General features: G+C 63.6%; 17 protein-coding genes. 12 read left to right on the top strand and 5 right to left on the bottom strand.

Annotation, left to right across the window (positions count from 1 at the left end; all coding sequences use genetic code 11):
* Positions 1-88 precede the first annotated feature (88 nt).
* Positions 89-373, top strand: coding sequence for a YkvA family protein (locus GLL_RS02950; protein ID WP_011140572.1), 285 nt, complete (start codon positions 89-91; stop codon positions 371-373).
* Between the two features lie 47 nt (positions 374-420).
* Here the strand turns inward: GLL_RS02950 and GLL_RS02945 are convergent, their stop codons facing one another.
* Complete coding sequence (locus tag GLL_RS02945) at positions 421-1,212, bottom strand: dienelactone hydrolase family protein (protein ID WP_164928543.1); 792 nt, start codon at positions 1,210-1,212, stop codon at positions 421-423.
* Between the two features lie 313 nt (positions 1,213-1,525).
* On the opposite strand from GLL_RS02945, the gene GLL_RS02940 reads away from it, so the two are divergent.
* From GLL_RS02940 to GLL_RS02925, 4 genes are read left to right on the top strand one after another with little or no spacing between them, the layout of a single operon-like run.
* A complete protein-coding gene (locus GLL_RS02940; RefSeq protein WP_011140570.1) occupies positions 1,526-3,886 on the top strand; it encodes an alkaline phosphatase in 2,361 nt (786 codons plus the stop codon).
* A gap of 5 nt (positions 3,887-3,891) precedes the next feature.
* Positions 3,892-4,230 (top strand): carboxypeptidase-like regulatory domain-containing protein, encoded by a 339-nt coding sequence (locus GLL_RS02935; protein ID WP_011140569.1) that lies wholly within the window; start codon positions 3,892-3,894, stop codon positions 4,228-4,230.
* 10 nt (positions 4,231-4,240) lie between these two features.
* Positions 4,241-5,512 (top strand): chromate efflux transporter, encoded by a 1,272-nt coding sequence (gene chrA / locus GLL_RS02930; RefSeq protein ID WP_011140568.1) that lies wholly within the window; start codon positions 4,241-4,243, stop codon positions 5,510-5,512.
* 44 nt (positions 5,513-5,556) lie between these two features.
* Complete coding sequence (locus GLL_RS02925) at positions 5,557-7,080, top strand: mercuric reductase (protein ID WP_011140567.1); 1,524 nt, start codon at positions 5,557-5,559, stop codon at positions 7,078-7,080.
* Here the strand turns inward: GLL_RS02925 and GLL_RS02920 are convergent.
* Positions 7,077-7,289: a DUF2283 domain-containing protein gene (locus tag GLL_RS02920; RefSeq protein WP_011140566.1), complete on the bottom strand. Its 213-nt coding sequence runs from the start codon at positions 7,287-7,289 to the stop codon at positions 7,077-7,079. The genes GLL_RS02925 and GLL_RS02920 overlap by 4 nt on opposite strands.
* Positions 7,286-7,543, bottom strand: coding sequence for a DUF4258 domain-containing protein (locus tag GLL_RS02915; protein WP_164928542.1), 258 nt, complete (start codon positions 7,541-7,543; stop codon positions 7,286-7,288). The genes GLL_RS02920 and GLL_RS02915 overlap by 4 nt, the downstream gene beginning before the upstream one ends.
* An 89-nt stretch (positions 7,544-7,632) precedes the next feature.
* Between GLL_RS02915 and GLL_RS02910 the strand changes: the two genes are divergently transcribed.
* Both GLL_RS02910 and GLL_RS02905 read left to right on the top strand, forming a co-directional pair.
* Entirely contained in the window at positions 7,633-9,732 is a 2,100-nt protein-coding gene (locus GLL_RS02910; protein ID WP_011140564.1) for a PhoX family protein, read from the top strand.
* Positions 9,733-9,762: 30 nt separating this feature from the next.
* On the top strand, positions 9,763-10,617 hold the full coding sequence (locus GLL_RS02905; RefSeq protein WP_011140563.1) for a hypothetical protein: 855 nt from the start codon (positions 9,763-9,765) through the stop codon (positions 10,615-10,617).
* Between the two features lie 3 nt (positions 10,618-10,620).
* Here GLL_RS02905 and purH read toward each other — a convergent pair whose 3' ends face one another.
* Positions 10,621-12,120, bottom strand: a complete 1,500-nt coding sequence (purH, locus tag GLL_RS02900) for a bifunctional phosphoribosylaminoimidazolecarboxamide formyltransferase/IMP cyclohydrolase (protein ID WP_011140562.1) — start codon at positions 12,118-12,120, stop codon at positions 10,621-10,623.
* A 96-nt stretch (positions 12,121-12,216) separates the two neighbouring features.
* On the opposite strand from purH, the gene GLL_RS02895 reads away from it, so the two are divergent.
* The 3 genes from GLL_RS02895 (at position 12,217) to GLL_RS02885 (ending at position 17,271) form a co-directional block, all read left to right on the top strand.
* Complete coding sequence (locus GLL_RS02895) at positions 12,217-12,387, top strand: hypothetical protein (RefSeq protein WP_011140561.1); 171 nt, start codon at positions 12,217-12,219, stop codon at positions 12,385-12,387.
* Positions 12,384-13,412: a DUF3326 domain-containing protein gene (locus GLL_RS02890; protein ID WP_011140560.1), complete on the top strand. Its 1,029-nt coding sequence runs from the start codon at positions 12,384-12,386 to the stop codon at positions 13,410-13,412. Before GLL_RS02895 ends, GLL_RS02890 begins: the two co-directional genes overlap by 4 nt.
* A gap of 499 nt (positions 13,413-13,911) precedes the next feature.
* Complete coding sequence (locus GLL_RS02885) at positions 13,912-17,271, top strand: PQQ-dependent sugar dehydrogenase (RefSeq protein ID WP_164928541.1); 3,360 nt, start codon at positions 13,912-13,914, stop codon at positions 17,269-17,271.
* A 19-nt stretch (positions 17,272-17,290) separates the two neighbouring features.
* Here the strand turns inward: GLL_RS02885 and GLL_RS02880 are convergent, their stop codons facing one another.
* Positions 17,291-17,893: a DedA family protein gene (locus GLL_RS02880; protein WP_011140558.1), complete on the bottom strand. Its 603-nt coding sequence runs from the start codon at positions 17,891-17,893 to the stop codon at positions 17,291-17,293.
* A 96-nt stretch (positions 17,894-17,989) separates the two neighbouring features.
* Here GLL_RS02880 and GLL_RS02875 point away from each other — a divergent pair, with 96 nt between their 5' ends.
* On the top strand, positions 17,990-18,787 hold the full coding sequence (locus GLL_RS02875; protein ID WP_011140557.1) for a TrmH family RNA methyltransferase: 798 nt from the start codon (positions 17,990-17,992) through the stop codon (positions 18,785-18,787).
* Positions 18,788-18,852: 65 nt separating this feature from the next.
* Entirely contained in the window at positions 18,853-19,236 is a 384-nt protein-coding gene (locus tag GLL_RS02870) for a hypothetical protein (protein ID WP_011140556.1), read from the top strand.
* The last annotated feature ends 17 nt before the right edge of the window (positions 19,237-19,253 follow it).

The following is a 19,253-nucleotide window of genomic DNA, read 5'->3' as shown; positions in this document are numbered from 1 at the left end:
ATCTCAATAGACTTGCCAGCTTGCGCATCAAGTGAATTAACAATTTTTGCTAAATTGGATTTAGTCTTTTTTGAGAGGGCACCTCCCCATGAAATACCTTCCGGCGACCCCGCGCGACTGGTGGCAGACGATTGGCCGCATCGGGCGGTTTTACCGCAGCAGCCAGATTCCGGCCCCGCTCAAGTTCGCACCCCTCGCCCTGAGCGCGGTCTATTTTCTGCTGCCGGTCGATTTCGTTCCCGACTTTGTGCCGCTGGTGGGACAGCTCGACGACGTGTCGGTGGTGTTTCTGATTCACATGCTGGTGGCGGGCTGGGCGCACCAGAAGTACTGGATCGACGCCGAGAAGACGCTGGATACTCCGGCCCGGTAGCGTCCGCATTGGAGCACCGATTTCACACCGGGGACACCCCGGCTTTTTTATGGTTGTTCTTGGGCGGCGAGGGTGCGCCTGAAAAACTGCACCGTCCGCTCCCAGGCGTCGCGGGAGGCCGCCGCTCCAGGTGGTCCGGCGAGCGCCGCGCCAAAAAAACCGGCGCGCACACCCGGGTAGATCTTGAAGTCGTAAGTTTTGCCCGCTTTGGTGAGGGCTGCCTCCAACTCGGCCAACTTGGGGGTGACCGCCTCGTCGAGGGCTGCGTAGTTTCCCAGCAACGGCATTTCCAGGTTGAGCACGCGGCCCACCGGTTCGGGGTTGGGAGCATAGAAGACCGCCACCGCCGCGATGTCGGGGTTCTCGGTGGCGTAGGTGAGGGCCTTGCTGCCCCCCCAGCCGAAACCGAGAATGGCGATCTTGCCCTGCGGACCGAGCAACTTTTCTAGGTACGCAAAGCTCAAGTCGAGGTCGCGGGCAATCAGGCTGTCGTTGAGTTTTTCGAGCGCTGCGGCCGGATTAGGACCGAGGGCGGCCGTGCCTCCCAGCCGCGAATAAAGATCCGGCACGAGCACCGCGAAACCCAGGGTGGCCAGTTCCGCGGCCACCCCGGCGATAAAGGCGTTCAATCCGGCCTCCTCGGGCACCAGCAACACAGCGGCCCAGGGCCGCCCCACCGGTAAAGCCCGATAGGCTTCGATGATCACCCCTTCGCCGGAAATGCGAATAGTGCTGGGGCTTGAAGCCGACGACAGATGAGCAGCCCCCCCCCACACCAGTGCGCTGCCTGCTGTCAACACCTGCACGATAAATCGCCGCCGTTTTACCAGCCTGGCCACCCACGAACTCCCACACACAAACTCACTTCTATTATCGGACCGACCGCTCAAAGTGCAGTATCGAGACCGGTTCTCATTCTAGGTTGAGCGCCAAATTAAGAAGTTTAAAAATCTTAATCATTCATTAATCTACCGCAATTACGATTAGGTTCGGATGAGAGTCACTCCGATATGGCTCCAATTGCATAGTTTTGATTCTGCGTTCTCTAAAGGCTGAAAGCGATTAGTATCTGTTAGTTTTTGCTCCAATCTTCGGAAGCAGCAATCTATTACTGTGCGCATCTGGCTTTGTTTTTCTTAGGAGTTTTGCGCGATGAAGCGTTTGAAATGGATACATGTCCTCGGTGCGCTGTCTGCGACAGTCGGTCTGGCATCTTCTTTGGGTGCCGGTCCCGCCTGGGCCGGGGGCGACGACGACACCCAGCAGAGCAACGTGCCGCCGGTGCTGGGCAACCCGCCTTTTTCCGACAACCCGACCAACGCCAGCCCAGGCGTGGGCCTGCGGATCCTGCCGCCCACCAATACAACGCTGATTGCCGATCAGCTGTTTGACTTGCGCGTCGAGACCCAGGTGCCGGGCACCAGCGGCCGGGCGCCCTTGCTCAAGAGCCTGACCGTCAACGGCACCGAGATTGCTCAGCCGTTCAACGACACGATCAAAAAGCAGGGTCTGGGCCTGGAGAGCGGTTCGCCGACGGTGCCGGGTCTTTACGGCGCGTCTGCGCGCAATTTTGCTTTCCCGCAGGCCGGTCGCTACCGGGTGCGCGCCGTCGTGAGCGTGGACGGTGCCGACTACACCATCCAGAACACTTATACCGTCGCCCCCTTCGCCCTCAAGCAAAACATCAACCACGTCGTCTTCTTTTTGGGTGACGCGATGGGACTACCGATCCGCTCCGCCGCCCGGATTGCAGGCAAGGGCGTCTTCGAAGGCCGCGCCAAAGGACAGCTCAATATGGACACCATGGATACCTACGGCCTGGTGTACACGGCTTCCTTCGACAGCATCATCACCGACTCGGCGCCGGGCATGGCCAGCTACATCACCGGCATGAAGCAGCCCAATAACGCCTTGAACGTTTCTGTGGACAACACCCCGGAAAATGCCCTGGACAATCCGCGCATCGAACCGCTGTGGGCGTACATGAAGCGTAAGTACGGCTGGGCGACCGGCGTGGTGAGCGACGCCTTTGTCACCGACGCCACCCCGGCTTCTGAGGTGGCCCACTCCCGGGCGCGCTCGGCCCGTACCGCCATCGCCCAGCAGTTTATCGACTACTACATCGACAACGGTCCTACCGGCACCGCTGCCCAACCGGTCACCGGCTACGCGTCCCTCAAGGCCCTCACCCAGCCGCTCGATGTGATCATTGGCGGCGGAGCGCGCGACTGGCTGCCAGTCAACGATCCGACGCTGCTCAATTTCTATCAGGCCAGTTCCGGCCAGGGCCGCCCCGACGGGATCAACCTCTTTACCGTTGCAGCCGGCCAGGGCTACTCAGTGGTCAAGGACAAGACCGAATTGGCAAGCGCCCCTAACAACAAACCAATCCTGGGCATCTTCGCAGGAGATTTCCGGCCGGGCAACGCTCTGGGAGCCGACAACATCCCCGGTACCCTTGACCGGTTGGTCGCCCGCGGCCAGGCGACCATCGGCGGCAAGACCGCGAGCGACCCCGAACTGGGGCAGAGCGTGCCGCCGCCGGTGGGCACCGGTTGTGGCGGGACGGTCCAGGCGTGTTTTGCCAATGTTCCTTCCAAGACCGAGATGGTGGCCAAGGCCATCGAGGTGCTCAACGCCAAAAACCCGAACGGCTGGATGCTGATGGTCGAGCAGTCGCAGACCGACAAACTGGCGCACCCGCTGGAGTACGAGCGGGTGATCTACGAGGCGCTGGAGCTGGATAACGCCCTGGGCTATGTGCTCAACGGCCAGGCCACGGACGGCAAAACCCTTGCCCTCATCACCGCTGACCATGCCCAGCCTGAAACGATCGTCGGCATCACCGTGCCGAGCGCCCTCGACAACCTGCCAGGCTACCTGGGCGACCCCTCGGGCACCGACCCGATCACCCCGGGCGGCTGCTTCACCAACTCGATCAGCTCCGACGGCACCAGCGGCTCGCTCTCGCTGACGATCGACGGGGCAGGGGCCGAAACCAAACCCTGTGCGCTGCAGGATGCCATCGGCACCTTCAACGACGGCACCTTCCCAACTTACGTCGATGCCAACAAAGACGGCTTCCCGGACGATCCGGATCCGACGGTCAAACTGGTGCTCGACAACGGCGGCAAACCGACCTACAGCCAGGACTATCTGACCAACTTCATTCCGCTCAACCCGAGCGGAATTACCGCCGCGGTACCGAACCCGGCGCGCGACCCGAACGGCATCCTGCTGACGGGTAACATGTCCACTGCCGACGTTTCGCCCATCAGCAAAGACTCCGGCAACATCGGAGTCGCCCCGCACTCCGGCGAGGACGTGCCCCTGAGCGCCAGCGGTCCGAACGCCTTTTTGTTCGGCGGCACCTACGAGAACTCGGACGTGTTCGTGCGTTTGGCCCGCGCCCTTTCTCTGGAAGGAGCTACGAGTCGTCAGGCGGCGCTGAAGCTGCCCGCCGGGTTCCCGAGCGTCTCGGCGGAACAACTGTTCCGCGGCAAACAGGAGTAGAAGCGATGCCACGCCACTGGTTCGTCGTCCTCGGGTTGGGGCTTGCCCTGGCAGCCCCGGCCCAGGCGGAGAGCGTCGTCTACGGCCGGGTATTCCAGACGATGGAGAACACGGTCTTTACCGACGCCAAGGTGACGCTCCTGAGCAATCCGCCCAAGCAGACCAGCACCGATCAGTACGGCCAGTACTGGTTGCGCGACGTCAAACCGGGCGCCTATTTGGTCCGGCTGCAGATTCCGGGGCGGCCGCTAATCACCGGTCGTGTGGTGGTCGGCAAAGGCACCACCGTCGCCAATCTCGACCTCAGCAAGATTGGCCACCCGGATCACGACGAGGAGTACTGAGTTCTGCGGGATGCGGACAATCCCAAGACCAGCGGCCCGGAGGCAGTCGGGCCGCTTTTCTGTATCGCACGAGCTTGTCGGAAACCGGGGTAAGCGGGCAACCTGGCAGGTGTACGCTTCCGAACTTGCTGTGAGCAACGTGCAGAAGACCTCCCTGAGCGAACTGGCCCTGCTGTTTTTGCGGCTGGGGGTGACCGCCTTCGGAGGACCCGCCGCCCACATCGCCATGATGGAGGACGAAGTCGTCCGGCGACGGCGCTGGCTTTCGCGCGAAGCATTTGTGGACTTGCTGGGGATCACAAACCTGCTGCCCGGTCCCAATTCGACGGAGATGGCCATCCATATCGGCCTCAAACAGGCCGGTTGGGCGGGATTGGTGGTGGCGGGGGTCTGCTTTATTCTGCCGGCGGCTTTGATGGTCGGGGTGCTCGCCTGGGTATACGTTCAGTTTGGCAGCCTGCCCCAGGTGGACGCAGCCTTTTACGGCATCAAACCGGTGATTATCGCCGTGGTCGGCCAGGCGCTCTGGCGGCTGGGGCGGACAGTGCTCAAAACGCCGCTTCTGATTGTTCTGGCGGTGGCGGCGACGGCGCTGAGCCTCGCCGGGGCGGACGAACTGGTGCTGCTGTTTTTCGCGGGTGCGCTGGTGACGCTAGCCCATAGGATGGGCGCACCGGGAAGGTTGTTGCAGCTTACCCCCTGGCCGCTGCTCGTTCCCCTGGCCGCTGCCCCCGCCGCCGGGGCTGTTGCCGTCGGGCTTTGGCCGCTTTTTCTGATTTTTCTGAAAATTGGCAGCGTCTTGTTCGGCAGCGGCTACGTACTGCTTGCTTTTTTGCGCACCGAACTGGTGGAGAAGACCGGCTGGCTGAGCGAGGTGCAACTGCTCGATGCGGTGGCGGTGGGCCAGTTTACCCCGGGGCCGGTATTCACCACCGCCACCTTCGTGGGCTACTTGCTGGGTGGGGTGCCCGGCGCGGCTGTGGCCACATTGGGGATCTTTCTGCCCGCGTTTATCTTCGTGGCCCTCGCCGGCTGGCTTGCGCCGCGCATCGGACGTTCCTCGGCAGCCCGGGCTTTCCTAGATGGCCTGAACGTCGCCTCATTGGCGCTGATGGCGGCGGTCACCTTCGAGCTTGCAGGGGCGGCGATCGTCGATGTCCCCACCGTCGTGCTCGCCGCCATCAGCGCCGTGTTGTTGGTGCGCTGGGGGTGGAACTCGGCGTGGCTGGTGCTCATCGGGGCGGTGGTGGGGCTGGTGACGACGGTCGTGCGGGGCTTGTAAGCAAACCTATTTCATAGAATGAAGTCAATCTTTCGGGTCAATCGATGAGCGAACAGCCAATCGGCATCGCCCCCATGGATGTCCACAACACGCGGCTTGTGGCCCACACCCATCCGCTGGACTGGGTCAACCCGAAGCCCGCCGGGCGCTACAACCTGGTGGTGATCGGAGGCGGCACGGCGGGGTTGGTGAGCGCGGGGGGTGCAGCGCTGTTGGGAGGCAAAGTCGCGTTGGTGGAGCGTCACCTGCTGGGGGGTGATTGTCTGGTGGCCGGATGCGTGCCCTCCAAGGCGCTTATCCGCTCCGCCCGGGCGATGGCCGATGTCAAGGACGCCCACCGCTACGGCATCCGGGTGCACGGTAATGTCGAAGCTGACTTCGGCGCGGTGATGGAGCGCCTCCGGCGGGTGCGCGCCGACATCAGTCCCCACGACGCAGCGGAGCGCTTCAAAAATTGGGGTGTTGACGTGTTTTTGGGGGCGGCGCGCTTCACCGGTCCGGACACGGTCCGGGTGGGCGAGGTGGAGTTGCGTTTCAAGCGCGCCATCGTCGCCACCGGCGGCCGGGCGGCCAGACCCGAGATTGCGGGCCTGGCGGAAGCGGGCTTCCTCACCAACGAGACGGTATTCTCCCTCACCGAGCGGCCGGAACGGCTGGTGGTGATCGGCGGCGGTCCAATCGGCTGCGAACTTGCCCAGAGCTTTGCCCGTCTCGGGTCGCAGGTGACGCTGCTGCACAAAAACGAGCGCGTGCTCGACCGCGAAGACCCCGAGACCTCTCGGATCGTAGGCTGTGCCCTGGAGCGCGACGGGGTGCGGGTGCTCACCAAGGCCCGCATCGAGAAGGTGAGCCGCGCGGGCAGCATCAAAACCGTACATCTAGCGGGGGGCGAGCAGGTCGCCTGCGAGGCGATTTTGCTCGCGGCCGGGCGCGTTCCCAACGTCGAGGGCCTCGGCCTCGAAGCGGCCGGGGTGCGCTATGGCAAAGGCGGCGTCGAGGTGGACGACCGGCTATGCACCAGCAATCCCCGCATTTACGCCTGCGGCGATATTTGCCTGCCCTGGAAATTCACCCACGCCGCCGAGGCTTCCGCCCGCATCGCCCTCGAAAACGCCCTGTTTGGGGGAACCCTCGTTCTGGGTCAAAAAAAAACGAGTGCCCTCACCATGCCCTGGTGCACCTACACCGACCCCGAGATAGCCCATGTCGGTCTAGGCGAGGACGAGGCGCGCAAGCGGGGCATCGCCTTCGACACTATCCGCCTGCCGCTTGCCGAGTCGGACCGTGCCCTGACCGACGGCGAAGAGGATGGCTTTATCGCGGTGCTGCTCAAGCAGGGCAGCGACAAGATCCTGGGGGCGACGCTGGTGGCCCGCCACGCGGGGGAGATGATTTCCGAAATCACCCTGGCGATGGTAGCGGGCAAGGGCCTCGCCACGCTTTCTCAAGTCATTCATCCCTACCCGACCCAGGCGGAAATCATCCGCAAAGTAGCCGACGCTTATGAGTCCCGCTCGCTTGAACGGCTCAGACCCTTTACCGAGAAGTGGCTCGCCTGGTTGCGTTAGCGCCCCTCGCGCTGGAGCACGGGTATGGAGTCGTGGTTGCGCAGGTTTTCGACTTGCCTGGAGGCGTTGAGGATCTCGACGCCGACCACCCGGCCGCTACCGTCGTAATCAAGGATGACTCCTGGTTGTAACTCGTCGCTTTGCTCGATGGGCGACTCGGACCAAACTATGCGGAGGATATCCACGTCCTGGTTGTAGTGAGCTTTCATCCCGGCCTCCAATACTTCTCGATCTTACTGGTCCGGTAGACGGTGACCACCCTGGCAGGCTCGACACTACTGTTGACGTAAGCCCGAAGTAAGTAAGTTTTGCCGTTGGTTGCTGCGTACCTTGCTTGAAACACACTCAAGTCATCCTCTTCGAGGATTTGCTCAGGAGCGGCAAGAACCACCTCAAGCACTTCTAGAGGGATGTCACGCCGTGCAAGTTCTTCCTTGGCATGGTTAGACAGTACAAAGTTCAAGGCTGATCCTGGTTTTACCCAGCAGGTGTTTTAGAAAACTTAACAGCACCGGCCTTTGTTGACTATCCTGAGAAGGCGTCAGGACTTTGATGGACAGTGTGATGCAACGCCGCGATTTTCTTGAGTTTCTCGCCGCCGCCGGAGCTGCCACCCTTCTGCCCGCTCCGGCCGAAGCCGCCCGCAAAGCGTTCGTGCCCGGCGCGGGCAAACTGCCGGGATTCACCCCCGTGGCGGTGCCGGCACCGATGGCGCCCACCTTTGGGGAATTGACCCGTTTCGAAGTCAAAGATGCCCTGGTGGTGCCGCGCGAGTACCGCTACGAGGTCGTGGTCGCCTGGGGCGATCGGGTGTTCGCCGATCCGGCCGACCACTTCGGCTACAACAACGACTTCACCGCCTTTTTACCCCTGGGTGCGGACGATAGCGAGGGCTTGCTGTGGGTCAACCACGAATACGTGAGCGAGAAGCCCTGGCTTGATACTTACAACAGTGTGATTGGCAAACCCTTGCCGGGCGAGGCGGTGCTGCGCACCCAGGCCGGCAGCCTCGATGACGAACAAAAACGCGCCCTGGCAAAAGCCGTGCTCTACGAGCAGGGGGGCTCCATCGTTCACCTGCGCCGTGACCCGTCCGGCCGTTACCAGGTCGTCAAAGGCAGCAAGTACAACCGTCGCGTCTCGGGCATCGAGGGACTCGACAAACCCGAGCGGCTCCTCGACGCGGATGGACCTGCTGCCACGGTGCTTGCAGCGGGCAAAGACGGCCTCGGTAAGCGGATCGTCGGCACCTTCGCCAACTGCTCCGGCGGGGTCACCCCCTGGGGAACGGTGCTCAGCTGCGAAGAAAATTTTCAATCCCAGGTGCCCGACGCCGTCGATAGCCGGGGCGTACCGGTGCCCGCCAAAGTCGGCTTCGACCCGGCCAGTTTCGGCGATTTTGCCGGGGCGGCCCTCGGGCTTGCGCCCAACAAGTACGGCTGGGTGGTCGAAATCGACCCGCGCCGCCCGGAAGCCGTCCCTGTCAAGCGCACCGCCCTGGGTCGTTTCCGCCACGAGAACGTCGCCGTCCGCGCCGTGGAGGGCAAGCCGCTTGCCTGCTATATGGGCGACGACCGCACCGGCGGTCATACCTGGAAGTTCGTCAGCCGCAATCCTTACCGCGCCGCCGCCGGTGCGGCGGGCAGCGCCTTACTGGCCGAGGGGACGCTCTACATCGCCCGCTACCGGCCCGACGGCACCGGCGAGTGGGTGCCCCTGGTGCTTGCCACCCCCGTCGATCCGGCCGACCCCACCCACGTCGCGGGGGGGCGTGTGCTCCTGCCCAACCGGCCCGCGGGCGGACCGGTGGCGGTGGATACTCCCGAGCAGGCGGCGGCTTTCAAAGAACGCTACAAAACCCTTGCCGATCTCTACGAGAGCGAAGGGGCCATGCTCATCGACGCCTTTTTGGCGGCCAACGCCGTGGGCGGCACCCCCACCGCCCGCCCGGAGGATCTCGAAATTCACCCCACCGACGGATCGGTCTTTATCGCCTACACCTCCGGGGCCGCGAGCCCCGAGGGCGGCCCCGACGATCGCATTTTTGTGACCGCCTTCAAAAGTGAAGACAAGCGCGACAAACCGCCCCACGGCGCTATTTACCGTCTGTTTGAGGAGGCGAACGATCCGGCGGCGTTGCGCTTTCGCTGGAAGACATTTGCGAATTCCGGCGAGATTGCCGCGGGCGGGGCGGGCTTCGCCTTTCCCGACAACCTCTGCTTCGACAGTCAGGCAAACCTCTGGATCTGCTCGGATATCGGCAATCAGAACCAGCCGGTCCCAAACCGGACCAACGCCCGCGCCAGTGCCACTAGTGGCCTCTTTGGCAGCAACACGCTGTGGTTTATGGCCACCGACGGGGCGAAGGCGGGCACGGCCTTGCCTTTTGCCACCGGTCCGGTGGAGTGCGAACTGACCGGTCCGACTTTCACTAACGATGGCCGAACGCTTTTTCTGGCGGTGCAGCACCCCGGCGAGGGGGGCGGCTGGCGCAAAAACGGCGCTACCCGGCCCGAGACGGAGTACGAACTGCTCAGCGCCGATGGCAAGCGCACCTTCGTGCAGACGCGCTCGATTCCGGCCGGCAGCAATTTCCCGAGTACCGACGGCGGTCCGCCCAAACCCTGTGTGGTGGCTATCCGGCGGCGCTAGTCTGCGCCTTTGCGGGTCTACAGTGGGAACATGCACACCCCGCGCTGGCTCATCGCCGCGGCGATCTGGATACTGATCGCCGCCCCTGCCCGTTCCGCCTGCCAGCCGCAGGCGATGGCCCAACTGCCCGTGCCCCTCCTGGCAGAAGTCTCCGGCATGGTACGCGGTGGTTCCGGCAATTTCTGGTGGTTCATCAACGATTCGGGGGACGGAGCGCATCTGTACGCCGTGGATGACTCAAGCAAGCTGAAAGGCAAAGTGAGCGTCGCCGGGGCCAATAATGTCGACTGGGAAGACCTGGCAGCGGGCCGCTGTCCAGACGGGAATGGCCGCTGTCTATTTATTGGCGATATCGGCAACAACGCCCTCAAGCGCCAGGATCTGACCATTTATGTCGTGCGCGAGCCGGAGCCCGCCAACAGCAAAGTTGAGGTACTGCTGGCTCTGCCGTTGCGCTATCCCGACCGGCCCGCCGACGCCGAAGCACTCGTCTACGATGAGCAGAATCGGCAACTGGTGCTCTTTACCAAAGAATTTTCCGGCCTCAGCCGCGTCTACGCCCGCAGCCTCGATCCGGCGGAGACGGCCCTGAAGCCCATTGCCCGTCTTGATTTGAGCGAGCGCGAAATCGGCGACAATTTGCTGAGCGGTGCGGCGATGAGCCCGGATGGCAAGATCTTGATGCTGCGCAGTTATTTGACGGCCTTTCGTTGGCAGCGCGGTGCGGCTGAGAACTGGGAGCAACTGTTGGCCCGGGCGCCGGAGGCCATTGCCCTCGAGAAAGAGCCCCAGGGCGAGGCGATCGGCATCGACGGCAACGAGGGCCATTTTTCCACCACCAGCGAAGTGAAGCCCGTTTTGATGCGCTATCCCTGCAAACCGTAGCGCTCAGTGCAAGAAGTGGCGCACACCGGTAAAAACCATCGCCACCCCAAGTTCGTTGCAGGCGCGGATCGAATCTTCGTCGCGCAGGCTGCCCCCGGGCTGAACGATAGCCCGGATACCGCGCTCGGCGGCGGCGCGCACGGTGTCGTCGAACGGAAAAAAGCCGTCGCTTGCAAGCACTGCCCCCCGGGCTTTCTCGCCTGCTTGGGCGAGAGCCAGTCGGGCTGAACCTACCCGGTTCATCTGACCGGCGCCGACCCCCAGCGTCTGGCGAAGATGGCTCACGACGATAGCGTTCGATTTGACGTGCTGGCAGACTTTCCAGGCGAACAGTAACTCCGCTCTTTGGTCTTCATCGGGCACCGCCTCGGTGACCACTTTCCAATCCTCAGCGCGCACCGGCGCGTCCACCTGCTGGATCAAAAAGCCACCGCTTATGGGCTTGACGTCAAACACCGGCGGGGTGGTCAGATCTGCCAGTTCCAGCAGGCGCAGGTTTTTCTTGCGTTCAAGCAAAGCCAACGCCCCCAGGGTGAAGGCGGGGGCGACGACGCACTCTAGAAAAGTCTGGCCCAGCAGGGCGGCTGTCGGTTCGTCGCAGGGCCGGTTGAGAGCAACGATTCCACCAAAGGCGGAGGCGCTGTCGGCATCGAAGGCACGGCGGTAGGCTGCGGCAATCGTGGCGTCTGCAGCCACCCCGCAGGGATTGGTGTGCTTGATGATCACTGCCGCCGGGGTGTCGTCGAATTCGGCCACCAGGCGGCGACTTGCCTCCAGGTCGATGAGGTTGTTGAAACTGAGGGCCTTGCCCTGGAGGATGCGACCCGTACTCCAACCCGCCGCCGGGCCGTGGCGGTACCAGGCGGCGGCCTGGTGAGGATTCTCGCCATAGCGCAAGGGCTGCACCCGCTCCAGTTCCAGGACTAGCCGCTCGCCCAGGACCGGTTCAGAACCGGCAAACCACGCGGCGATCGCCCGGTCGTAGGCGGCGGTGCGCGCAAAAGCCGCCGCTGCGCAAGCGGCGCGAAAGGGCAGCGTCGTCACACCGCGGTTGCGGCGCAACTCGGCCAGGCACCCCTCGTACTGACCCGGTGAGACCAGCACCGTCACAAAGGCGTGGTTTTTGGCGGCGGCACGCACCATCGTCGGGCCGCCCACGTCGATTTGCTCGATGCGCGGATCTTGCTCGAACGGGTAGAGATTGACCACCACCAGATCGATGGGTGCGATGCTGTGGGTCTCCAGGTCGCGCCGGTCCGATTCCTGGTCGCGGCGCGCCAGGATGCCGCCGTGGATCTTGGGATGCAGTGTCTTGACCCGCCCGCCCAGCATCTCGGCGGCACCGGTAAAATCGCCCACTTCCTGCACCGGAACACCCGCCTCGGCGAGCGCCCGGGCGGTGCCGCCGGAGCTGATGAGCTGATACTCAAATTCCGTCACCAGGGCACGGGCAAAGTCGACCAGACCGGTCTTGTCGGAAACGCTCAACAGGGCGATGGGCATCGCGGATGGATCTAAAGACTCCCGCAATTCTGCCACAGCCGTTGCCGGGGCCGATCGCCTCGCCGATAATGGCAACACCAGTGACCGGGAGCGTCTATGTGCGTCCAGTACATCGAAGCGGAAATCGAACTCGACCGCGGCAAGGCACTTTCGCCCCAGATCGAGCAGGCCCTGCAAGCCCATGGCGAACCCCTGCGCTGGGCGATCGTCGAGGCCGATGAGGCGGGCGGGCCGGTGCGCGTCGAGGCGGTCGTCGTCGGCGCGTGAAGCCGCTGGTGGTATTGTTGCTCGTGCCCACCGGTGTCGGCGCCGCGGTGGGCGGTTTTGCCGGCGACGCCATTCCGGTGGCCCGTTTGCTTGCAGGGGTAGCCGACTGTCTGATTACGCACCCGAACGTACTCAACGGGGCCCTGCTCAGCTACCCGCTCACCAACGCCCTCTACGTCGAAGGTTACGGTCTCGACCGCTTCTGCAAAGGCGAGTGGCGGCTGCGGCCCGTGCACCGCAACCGGGTGGGAGTGGTGCTGGATGCGGGTCTATCCGCATCCCAACACCAGCAGCACCTGCATGCCCTGGAGGCGGCCCGTTACACCCTGGGAGTCGACATCCTGGGCCACTGCACCACCGAGGGACCGCTCGGAGTTGAAATTTGCGGCGGTGCCGTCGGCACCGCCTGGGGTACCCTGCGCCACCCGCAGCGGCTGCTGGCAGCCGCCCAGCGGCTCGCGACGGCCGGAGCAGAGGCGATTGCCGTTGTCTCGCGCTGCCCCGAAAGCGACGATACTGCCTACCGCGCGGGGCGGGGTGTCGATCCGGTGGGCGGGGTGGAGGCGGTGATCAGCCATCTGGTGGTCCGCCACCTGCAGCTTCCCGCCGCCCACGCCCCCGCCTTCGACTACGATCCGCTCCCCGGTCCGGTACACCCGCGCGTGGCTGCCGAAGTGCTGGGCCCGACTTTTTTGCCCTGCGTGCTGGCCGGTCTTGCGCGCGCGCCGCGCTTTGTCAGCGGTCCCGGGGTACTGCCACAGGATCTCGCAGCGGCGGCGGTCGATGTTGTGGTCAGCCCCGTCGACTGCTGCGGTGGAGCGGGGCTGCTCGCCTTGATGGACAGCACGAACCGGCCGGTGCTGCTCGCCGTCGAGGAGAACACCACCCGCCTGAACGTCACCCCCGAGCGCCTCGGCCTCAAAGTGCGGCGGGTGCGCTCCTATCTAGAGGCGTGCGGCTGGTTGGTCGCCCTCAAACAAGGGGTGGCCTTCGCCGAGGGAACGGCCCCCGAGCTTCCGGTATAACCACTGCTATACCGCAGTGAGCGTTTTATCGAGAATCGTTGACATATTCCATGGACAAGGTTGACAGCTTGTATTGACCATGGTTTGCTAGCGAATGGAGGAGCGCGATCGTTTACTTCGCTAGATTTCTGGCGAAATATCAACCGAAGGAGAACGGACGGCAAAACGTCTTTTTGGACGACGGGACGATTTGAACTCCATCCTTTGCATCGAGATTCCAGGCCGAGTTAGATACGGCATCTATCGCCCAGTAGACGGGTAGCCTGAAGTGTTTCGGGTTACCGAATTTGAGTGTGGGTTGAAGTCTGGGGTCGGACAGGTTCGTCCTGCCCGACAGCTGCGCAAAGCGCTCCGGCATTTTGCGCGAATTTGAGTGTGTTTGGATGCGGTGGCGCCATCTGAATTTTGGCGATATCCGCTGTCCAATTTTGGGCCGTGCGCAATCGGTTTTCCCACGGTCCATGCTGTGCTGACCTGTTCGGTGAGAGAAGCCATGAATATGAACGTATTTTCCCTTCCATCGGTTCAAATCCGCCCGATTCACTTTATCGGAACGCTCACCACCCTGGTGTGGCTATTGTGCCTGTGGTTCGGCACCGCAGCCTGGGCGGACCCCACCCTGCCGGCGGGTTTTGTCAGCGAAACGGTGGTGACGGGCATTTCGAAGCCGACGACGATTGCCTGGACACCGGATGGCACGAAGATGTTCATCGCCATCAAGGATGGGCACGTCCGCGTTGTCGATAAGGGCGTCCTGCTGGGCACCGACTTTATCGACATTTCGGCCGAGGTCAACGATTACTACGACCGGGGGCTGCTTGGCATTGCCGTGCACCCCGAGTTTCCGGCCAAGCCTTACGTCTATTTGCTTTACACCTACGATCCGCCCGGTGTGGTATCCAATGGCACCGGGGCCAGAGTGAGCCGACTGCTGCGCGTCAGCGCCGATCCGAACAATCTCAACGTCGCTTTGCCCGGTTCTGCCGTGGTGCTGTTGGGCAAGAACAGCACCTTCGAGCACATCGGCGATCCGGCGAGCAACTTTGGGCCCTCGTCGTGTGAGCAAGCCGGTCTGTTCGTCGATGACTGTTTGCCTTCCGATCATTACTTCCACACGATCGGCACGGTCACCTTCGGCATCGACGGCTCGCTGTACGTCGGCAACGGCGACGGCTCCTCGCTGACGGTCGATACCCAAAAGCTGCGCGTACTAAACCTGGACAGTTTCGCGGGCAAAATCCTGCGCATCAACCCGCTCACCGGCGACGGCTACGCAGACAATCCATTTTTCGACGGCGATCCGACCCACAATCGCTCGAAAGTCTATAACTACGGGCTGCGCAATCCCTTTCGCTTCTCGATCCACCCCCAGACCAACGAACCGTTCATCGCCGATGTGGGCTGGACAAACTGGGAGGAAATCAACAGCGGCCGGGGCAAAAATTTTGGTTGGCCTTGCTACGAAGGGCGCGACGGCGGGGTGAGCGAGCCGCAGGCAAAATACCGTGACAGCACAGCCACCAAAGATGCCTGCTCGGCCCTTTATGCCCAGGAAGCCTCGGCGGTGCAGGCACCGCTTTACGCCTATCCCCACAACGGCAAGGGGGCGGCGGTTCTCGCCGGTCCTTTCTATCAGGGCATCGCCTACCCAGCCTCCTACCAGGGGGCGATGTTCATTGGCGATTACAACAACGACTGGATCAAGTACCTGGCGTTCGCTGCCGACGGCAGCGCGAGCGTACAGGACTTCGCAAGCGACCTGTCCCCCGCCGGTGGTCCCGTTCAGATCGTCCAGGGACCGGATACCAATCTGTACTTTGTCATCTTCAACGGTTCCGACAATTCCGAGATCCGCCGCATCCGCTACGTAGCCGGCGGCAACACCCCGCCTCTCGCCAGAGTGGGCGCCACCCCCACCTCGGGCCTGGCTCCCCTTGCGGTATCTTTCAGCAGCGGCGGCAGCAGCGACGCCGACGGCGGGCCGTTGCTCTACTCCTGGCAATTTGCCGATGGCACCTCCTCCACCGACCCCAACCCGGTGCACACCTACACCGCCGACGGCACCTACAGCGCCACCTTAACGGTGACCGATGCCCAGGGGAGCGCAGCGACAGCCACGATCGCCATCAGTGTCGGCAACCGCCCTCCTGCCGCGCGAATCACCACCCCGGCGAACGGTTCGACCTACGCGGATGGGCAGACTGTGTACTTCACAGGCGAAGCAAGCGACCCGGAGGAGGGCACCCTGACAGGTGATCGCCTCCAGTGGGAGCTTTACCAGCACCACAACGAGCATGTCCACTTCGATCTCTTGCCGCCCACCAGCGGCACGAGCGGCAGTTTTACCCCGGTTGTGCATGGCGAGGACGGGGATCCGGCCTATCTGGAGCTTTGCTTGAGAGCCGGCGACGCTTCCGGCTTGCAAGACAGCGATTGCCTCAACTTGTATCCTGCCGCCGCCGTGGACGGCTTGCGCCTGGACTTTGCCTCGGCGGCGGGGACGGTGGTGGACAAAGACGGCGAGGGCACAGGCTTCACCTCGGTGCAGCCGAACGCGGCCGCCAACCAGTACGACCCGGCCCGCATCGATCTCGACAGGGCGGCAGGCACGCTGGCGCTGACGGCCACCCGGGGAGGGCTTGCCGCCAACACTCTAAAAAACGGCCTGCAGGCGGTTCTTGACGCTACCCGGCCTTTCACCGTCAGCGCCCGATTGCGCGGTCCGTTCACGTCGCTGAGCGCCGCATTCCAGCAGGGCGGCGTGTTCTTCGGTCCCGACCAGAACAACCACGTCCGATTGGTCATCGTTCACAACGGTGCCGCCGGTCTCTCCCTGCTGTTGCAACAGGAGCAAAACGGCAAACTCCTCAATGTCGCCGAGGTCAAAAACCTCGACTGGGCCGGCATCCAGACGCTCGATCTATTTTTGCAGGGCGACCCGGACGGCGGCAAAATCGCCGCAAGCTACCGAATCAACAGCGATGCGACCGCGCCGACAGCGATGCCTGGGGTCTTCCAGCCCACCACGCCCGCGCCGTTTTTTGCCGACGACGCGTCCGCCCGCGCCGGCATTCTCGCTTTCACCGGCAGCGGGCCCGATACTGTCTTTCGCTTCGAGAGCTTTGCGATCGAGCACCCGCTGCCTGGTCAGCTGAACCTGGACTTTGCCTCGGCGGCGGTGGGGACGGTGGTGGACAAAGACGGCGAGGGCACAGGCTTCACCTCGGTGCAGCCGAACGCGGCCGCCAACCAGTACGACCCGGCCCGCATCAATCTCGACAGGGCGGCGGGCACACTGGTGCTGACGGCCACCCAGGGCGGCCCCGGCCCGAATACCCTCAAAAACGGCCTGCAGGCGGCCCTGGATGCCACCCGGCCTTTCACCGTCAGTGCCCGGCTTCAGGGACCGCCTACGAACCTGACCACCGCCTACCAGCAGGGAGGTATCTTCGTAGGTCGCGACCAGGACAACTACGTCAAACTGGTGGTCGTCAACTCCGCCTCCGGCACCGGCGGTTTAGGACTGCAGTTCTACCAGGAGCAAAACGGCGTCCGTACTAGCGTCGGCGGGGGACAGGCCTCCCAGATCAAGGGTCTCGACTGGGCAGGTATCCGCACGTTGGATCTATTCCTGCAGGGCGACCCGGCCACCGGCAAGATCACCGCCAGCTACCGGATCAACTCCGATACGGCGGCACCCATCCCCTTTGCCCAGGTGTTCCAGCCGACTAACCCCGGGGTGTTCTTCGCCGACGCCGCCACCGCCCGGGCCGGCATTCTTGCCCTGACCAGCAACGCCCCAGATGTGACCGTCGTCTTCGAGAGTTTTGCTCTGCAATCCGCAGCAGTCGGACCTTGAGCGAACGGTTCGCCCGATTTCAGGGGGCGGAGTTTTTGCGGCGAAACTTCCAGAGCACGATCAAAAAGAGAAGGCCCCCAAAGGCCACAGCGGAGAGGGGACCCAACTGCTGCTCCGCCAGCCGGTAGTTATTTTCAAGCAGCAGCCCTGTCCAGGCCAAAAGCGCCGTCCACAGCAGGGTTCCAAGGGCCGAACAGAGCAAGAACGGCACCAGGGACATCCCGGCGGCCCCGGCCGGCAGCGAGATCCAGGTACGAATGCCCGGCACCATACGGCACAAAAACACCGCTGCCGCTCCGTACCTGGCAAACCAGAGTTGGGCTGTGTCCACACTCCGGGCCGAGAGGCCGAACCAGCGGCCGTAGCGATCCGCCCATCTGCCAAGCCGCTTGGGACCAATCCGCCTGCCCAGGTAGTACCAGAGCAAATTACCCAACAACGCCCCAATCGTCCCAGAAACCACCACGCCGAGCAGGTTCAACTTGCCCTGCGCCGCGGCAACCCCGGCCAGGGGCATGATCGCCTCGGATGGAATGGGCGGTACGACGGTCTCCAGAAACATCAGCGCCGCGATGCCCAGATAGCCCAGCGTCCCGACGACCTCGATCACTCTTTCGAGCATGCGTCCCCCTTGCGCTCCCCACTTCCATCTTCGGCGGTGCGCGCACCGTTGCGCCTACACCGCCGGTACAGTGGAAGCGCCCTGCCCGCCGCTTCGATGCTCACGAGCCTGCAAAATCCTGTGATTAAACAACTGCGCAAGTTGCATGCCGCCAAAGAGCGTCAGGCGCAGGGGCTGTTTCTGGTCGAAGGCACCCACCCGGTGGCCGCGGCACTCGCGGGCGGCTGGGAGCTGGAGTTTGTCTGCGCTACCGAAGCCTGGGTCGGGGAGCACCCCGCAATGCACACCGCCCTGAGCGGCCGGGCCGGCCGCTACGAGACGGTCGCACCCGCCGTTATCGAAGCGCTTGCCGATACCGTCCATCCAAGCGGGGTCGTTGCCGCTGTGCGCCGCCGCGCTGATGCCTGGCGCCCGCTGCTGGAGCGTGACGTTTCACTGTTGGTTCTGGGCGAGCGGCTGCAAGATCCCGGCAACGTCGGCACGCTGGTGCGCAGTTGCGCGGCGGTGGGTGCCGACGGTTTGGTGCTAAGCGCCGACAGCGTCGACCCGGATCATCCGAAGGTGCTGCGCGCGAGCGCCGGGCTGTGGTTTCGCTCGCCGCCGCTGAGCGTCCCGGATTTGACCGCGTGCGTTGCGGATCTGGTGCGCCGGGGCGTACAGGTGCTCGCCGCCGACGCGGGGGCCGGCCGTTCGCTCTGGGAGTGCGACCTGCGTCGGCCCACAGCCTTTGTGTTGGGCAGCGAAGGGCAGGGCCTCAGCGAGCCGTTGCGCCGGTGCCTCCCCGAGCGCGTCGGCATTCCCCTCGCCCCCGGAGTCGAATCGCTCAATGTGGCTGTCAGCGGCGCATTGCTGTTATTTGAAGCGGCCCGTCAGCGCCGGGGCTCCTCGCACTGATTGGCCCGGGGTGTGGGGCGATGGCAAGATAACGGTGTCGTCAGCCCAGCAGTGCCCAAGCATTCATGGCCGCTATCCGTCCGATGTGCTTCGACGGAACCTTCGAACTGGATCCCGAAGCGAAGCAAACCCTGTTCACCCTGTTGCACGGCGAAGCTTTTCGCGGGCAGATTCGCCGGGCGGCCGACTGTGCGTCGGTGGCCTTTACCGAACTGGTCTTCCAGCCGGTGCCCTACAGCTTCGAGACGCCCCACGGCATGGCCCGCGCGTTTGAGCCATACTTTCACTCCAGCGACTACGTGCTCATCAACGTGCCGCCCAACTTCATGTTCAAAGCGCGTATCAGCAATCCCAGCCGCCTGTGCGCCATCTACCGCAAAGGGAATGGCAAAATGCCCGGCGCCCCGCCGCCGGACGATCCAACCTCCGGGCCGGGGCGTACAGAATGAGTACATGTCCTTCGAAC

This window comes from Gloeobacter violaceus PCC 7421, assembly GCF_000011385.1.
GTDB classification, from domain to species: Bacteria; Cyanobacteriota; Cyanobacteriia; order Gloeobacterales; family Gloeobacteraceae; genus Gloeobacter; species Gloeobacter violaceus.
The sequence above is the reverse complement of the archived record's forward strand: the minus strand, read 5'-3'. Positions and strand labels throughout refer to the sequence as shown.

Bases quoted from the DNA above. Each gene is read 5' to 3' on its own strand.
- GLL_RS02950 (WP_011140572.1), top strand. From the start codon at position 89: ATGAAATACCTTCCGGCGACCCCGCGCGACTGGTGGCAGACGATTGGC.
- GLL_RS02940 (WP_011140570.1), top strand. From the start codon at position 1,526: ATGAAGCGTTTGAAATGGATACATGTCCTCGGTGCGCTGTCTGCGACA.
- GLL_RS02935 (WP_011140569.1), top strand. From the start codon at position 3,892: ATGCCACGCCACTGGTTCGTCGTCCTCGGGTTGGGGCTTGCCCTGGCA.
- chrA (WP_011140568.1), top strand. From the start codon at position 4,241: ATGCGGACAATCCCAAGACCAGCGGCCCGGAGGCAGTCGGGCCGCTTT.
- GLL_RS02925 (WP_011140567.1), top strand. From the start codon at position 5,557: ATGAGCGAACAGCCAATCGGCATCGCCCCCATGGATGTCCACAACACG.
- GLL_RS02920 (WP_011140566.1), bottom strand. From the start codon at position 7,289: ATGAAAGCTCACTACAACCAGGACGTGGATATCCTCCGCATAGTTTGG.
- GLL_RS02910 (WP_011140564.1), top strand. From the start codon at position 7,633: ATGGACAGTGTGATGCAACGCCGCGATTTTCTTGAGTTTCTCGCCGCC.
- GLL_RS02905 (WP_011140563.1), top strand. From the start codon at position 9,763: ATGCACACCCCGCGCTGGCTCATCGCCGCGGCGATCTGGATACTGATC.
- purH (WP_011140562.1), bottom strand. From the start codon at position 12,120: ATGCCCATCGCCCTGTTGAGCGTTTCCGACAAGACCGGTCTGGTCGAC.
- GLL_RS02895 (WP_011140561.1), top strand. From the start codon at position 12,217: ATGTGCGTCCAGTACATCGAAGCGGAAATCGAACTCGACCGCGGCAAG.
- GLL_RS02885 (WP_164928541.1), top strand. From the start codon at position 13,912: ATGAACGTATTTTCCCTTCCATCGGTTCAAATCCGCCCGATTCACTTT.
- GLL_RS02880 (WP_011140558.1), bottom strand. From the start codon at position 17,893: ATGCTCGAAAGAGTGATCGAGGTCGTCGGGACGCTGGGCTATCTGGGC.
- GLL_RS02875 (WP_011140557.1), top strand. From the start codon at position 17,990: ATGCTCACGAGCCTGCAAAATCCTGTGATTAAACAACTGCGCAAGTTG.
- GLL_RS02870 (WP_011140556.1), top strand. From the start codon at position 18,853: ATGGCCGCTATCCGTCCGATGTGCTTCGACGGAACCTTCGAACTGGAT.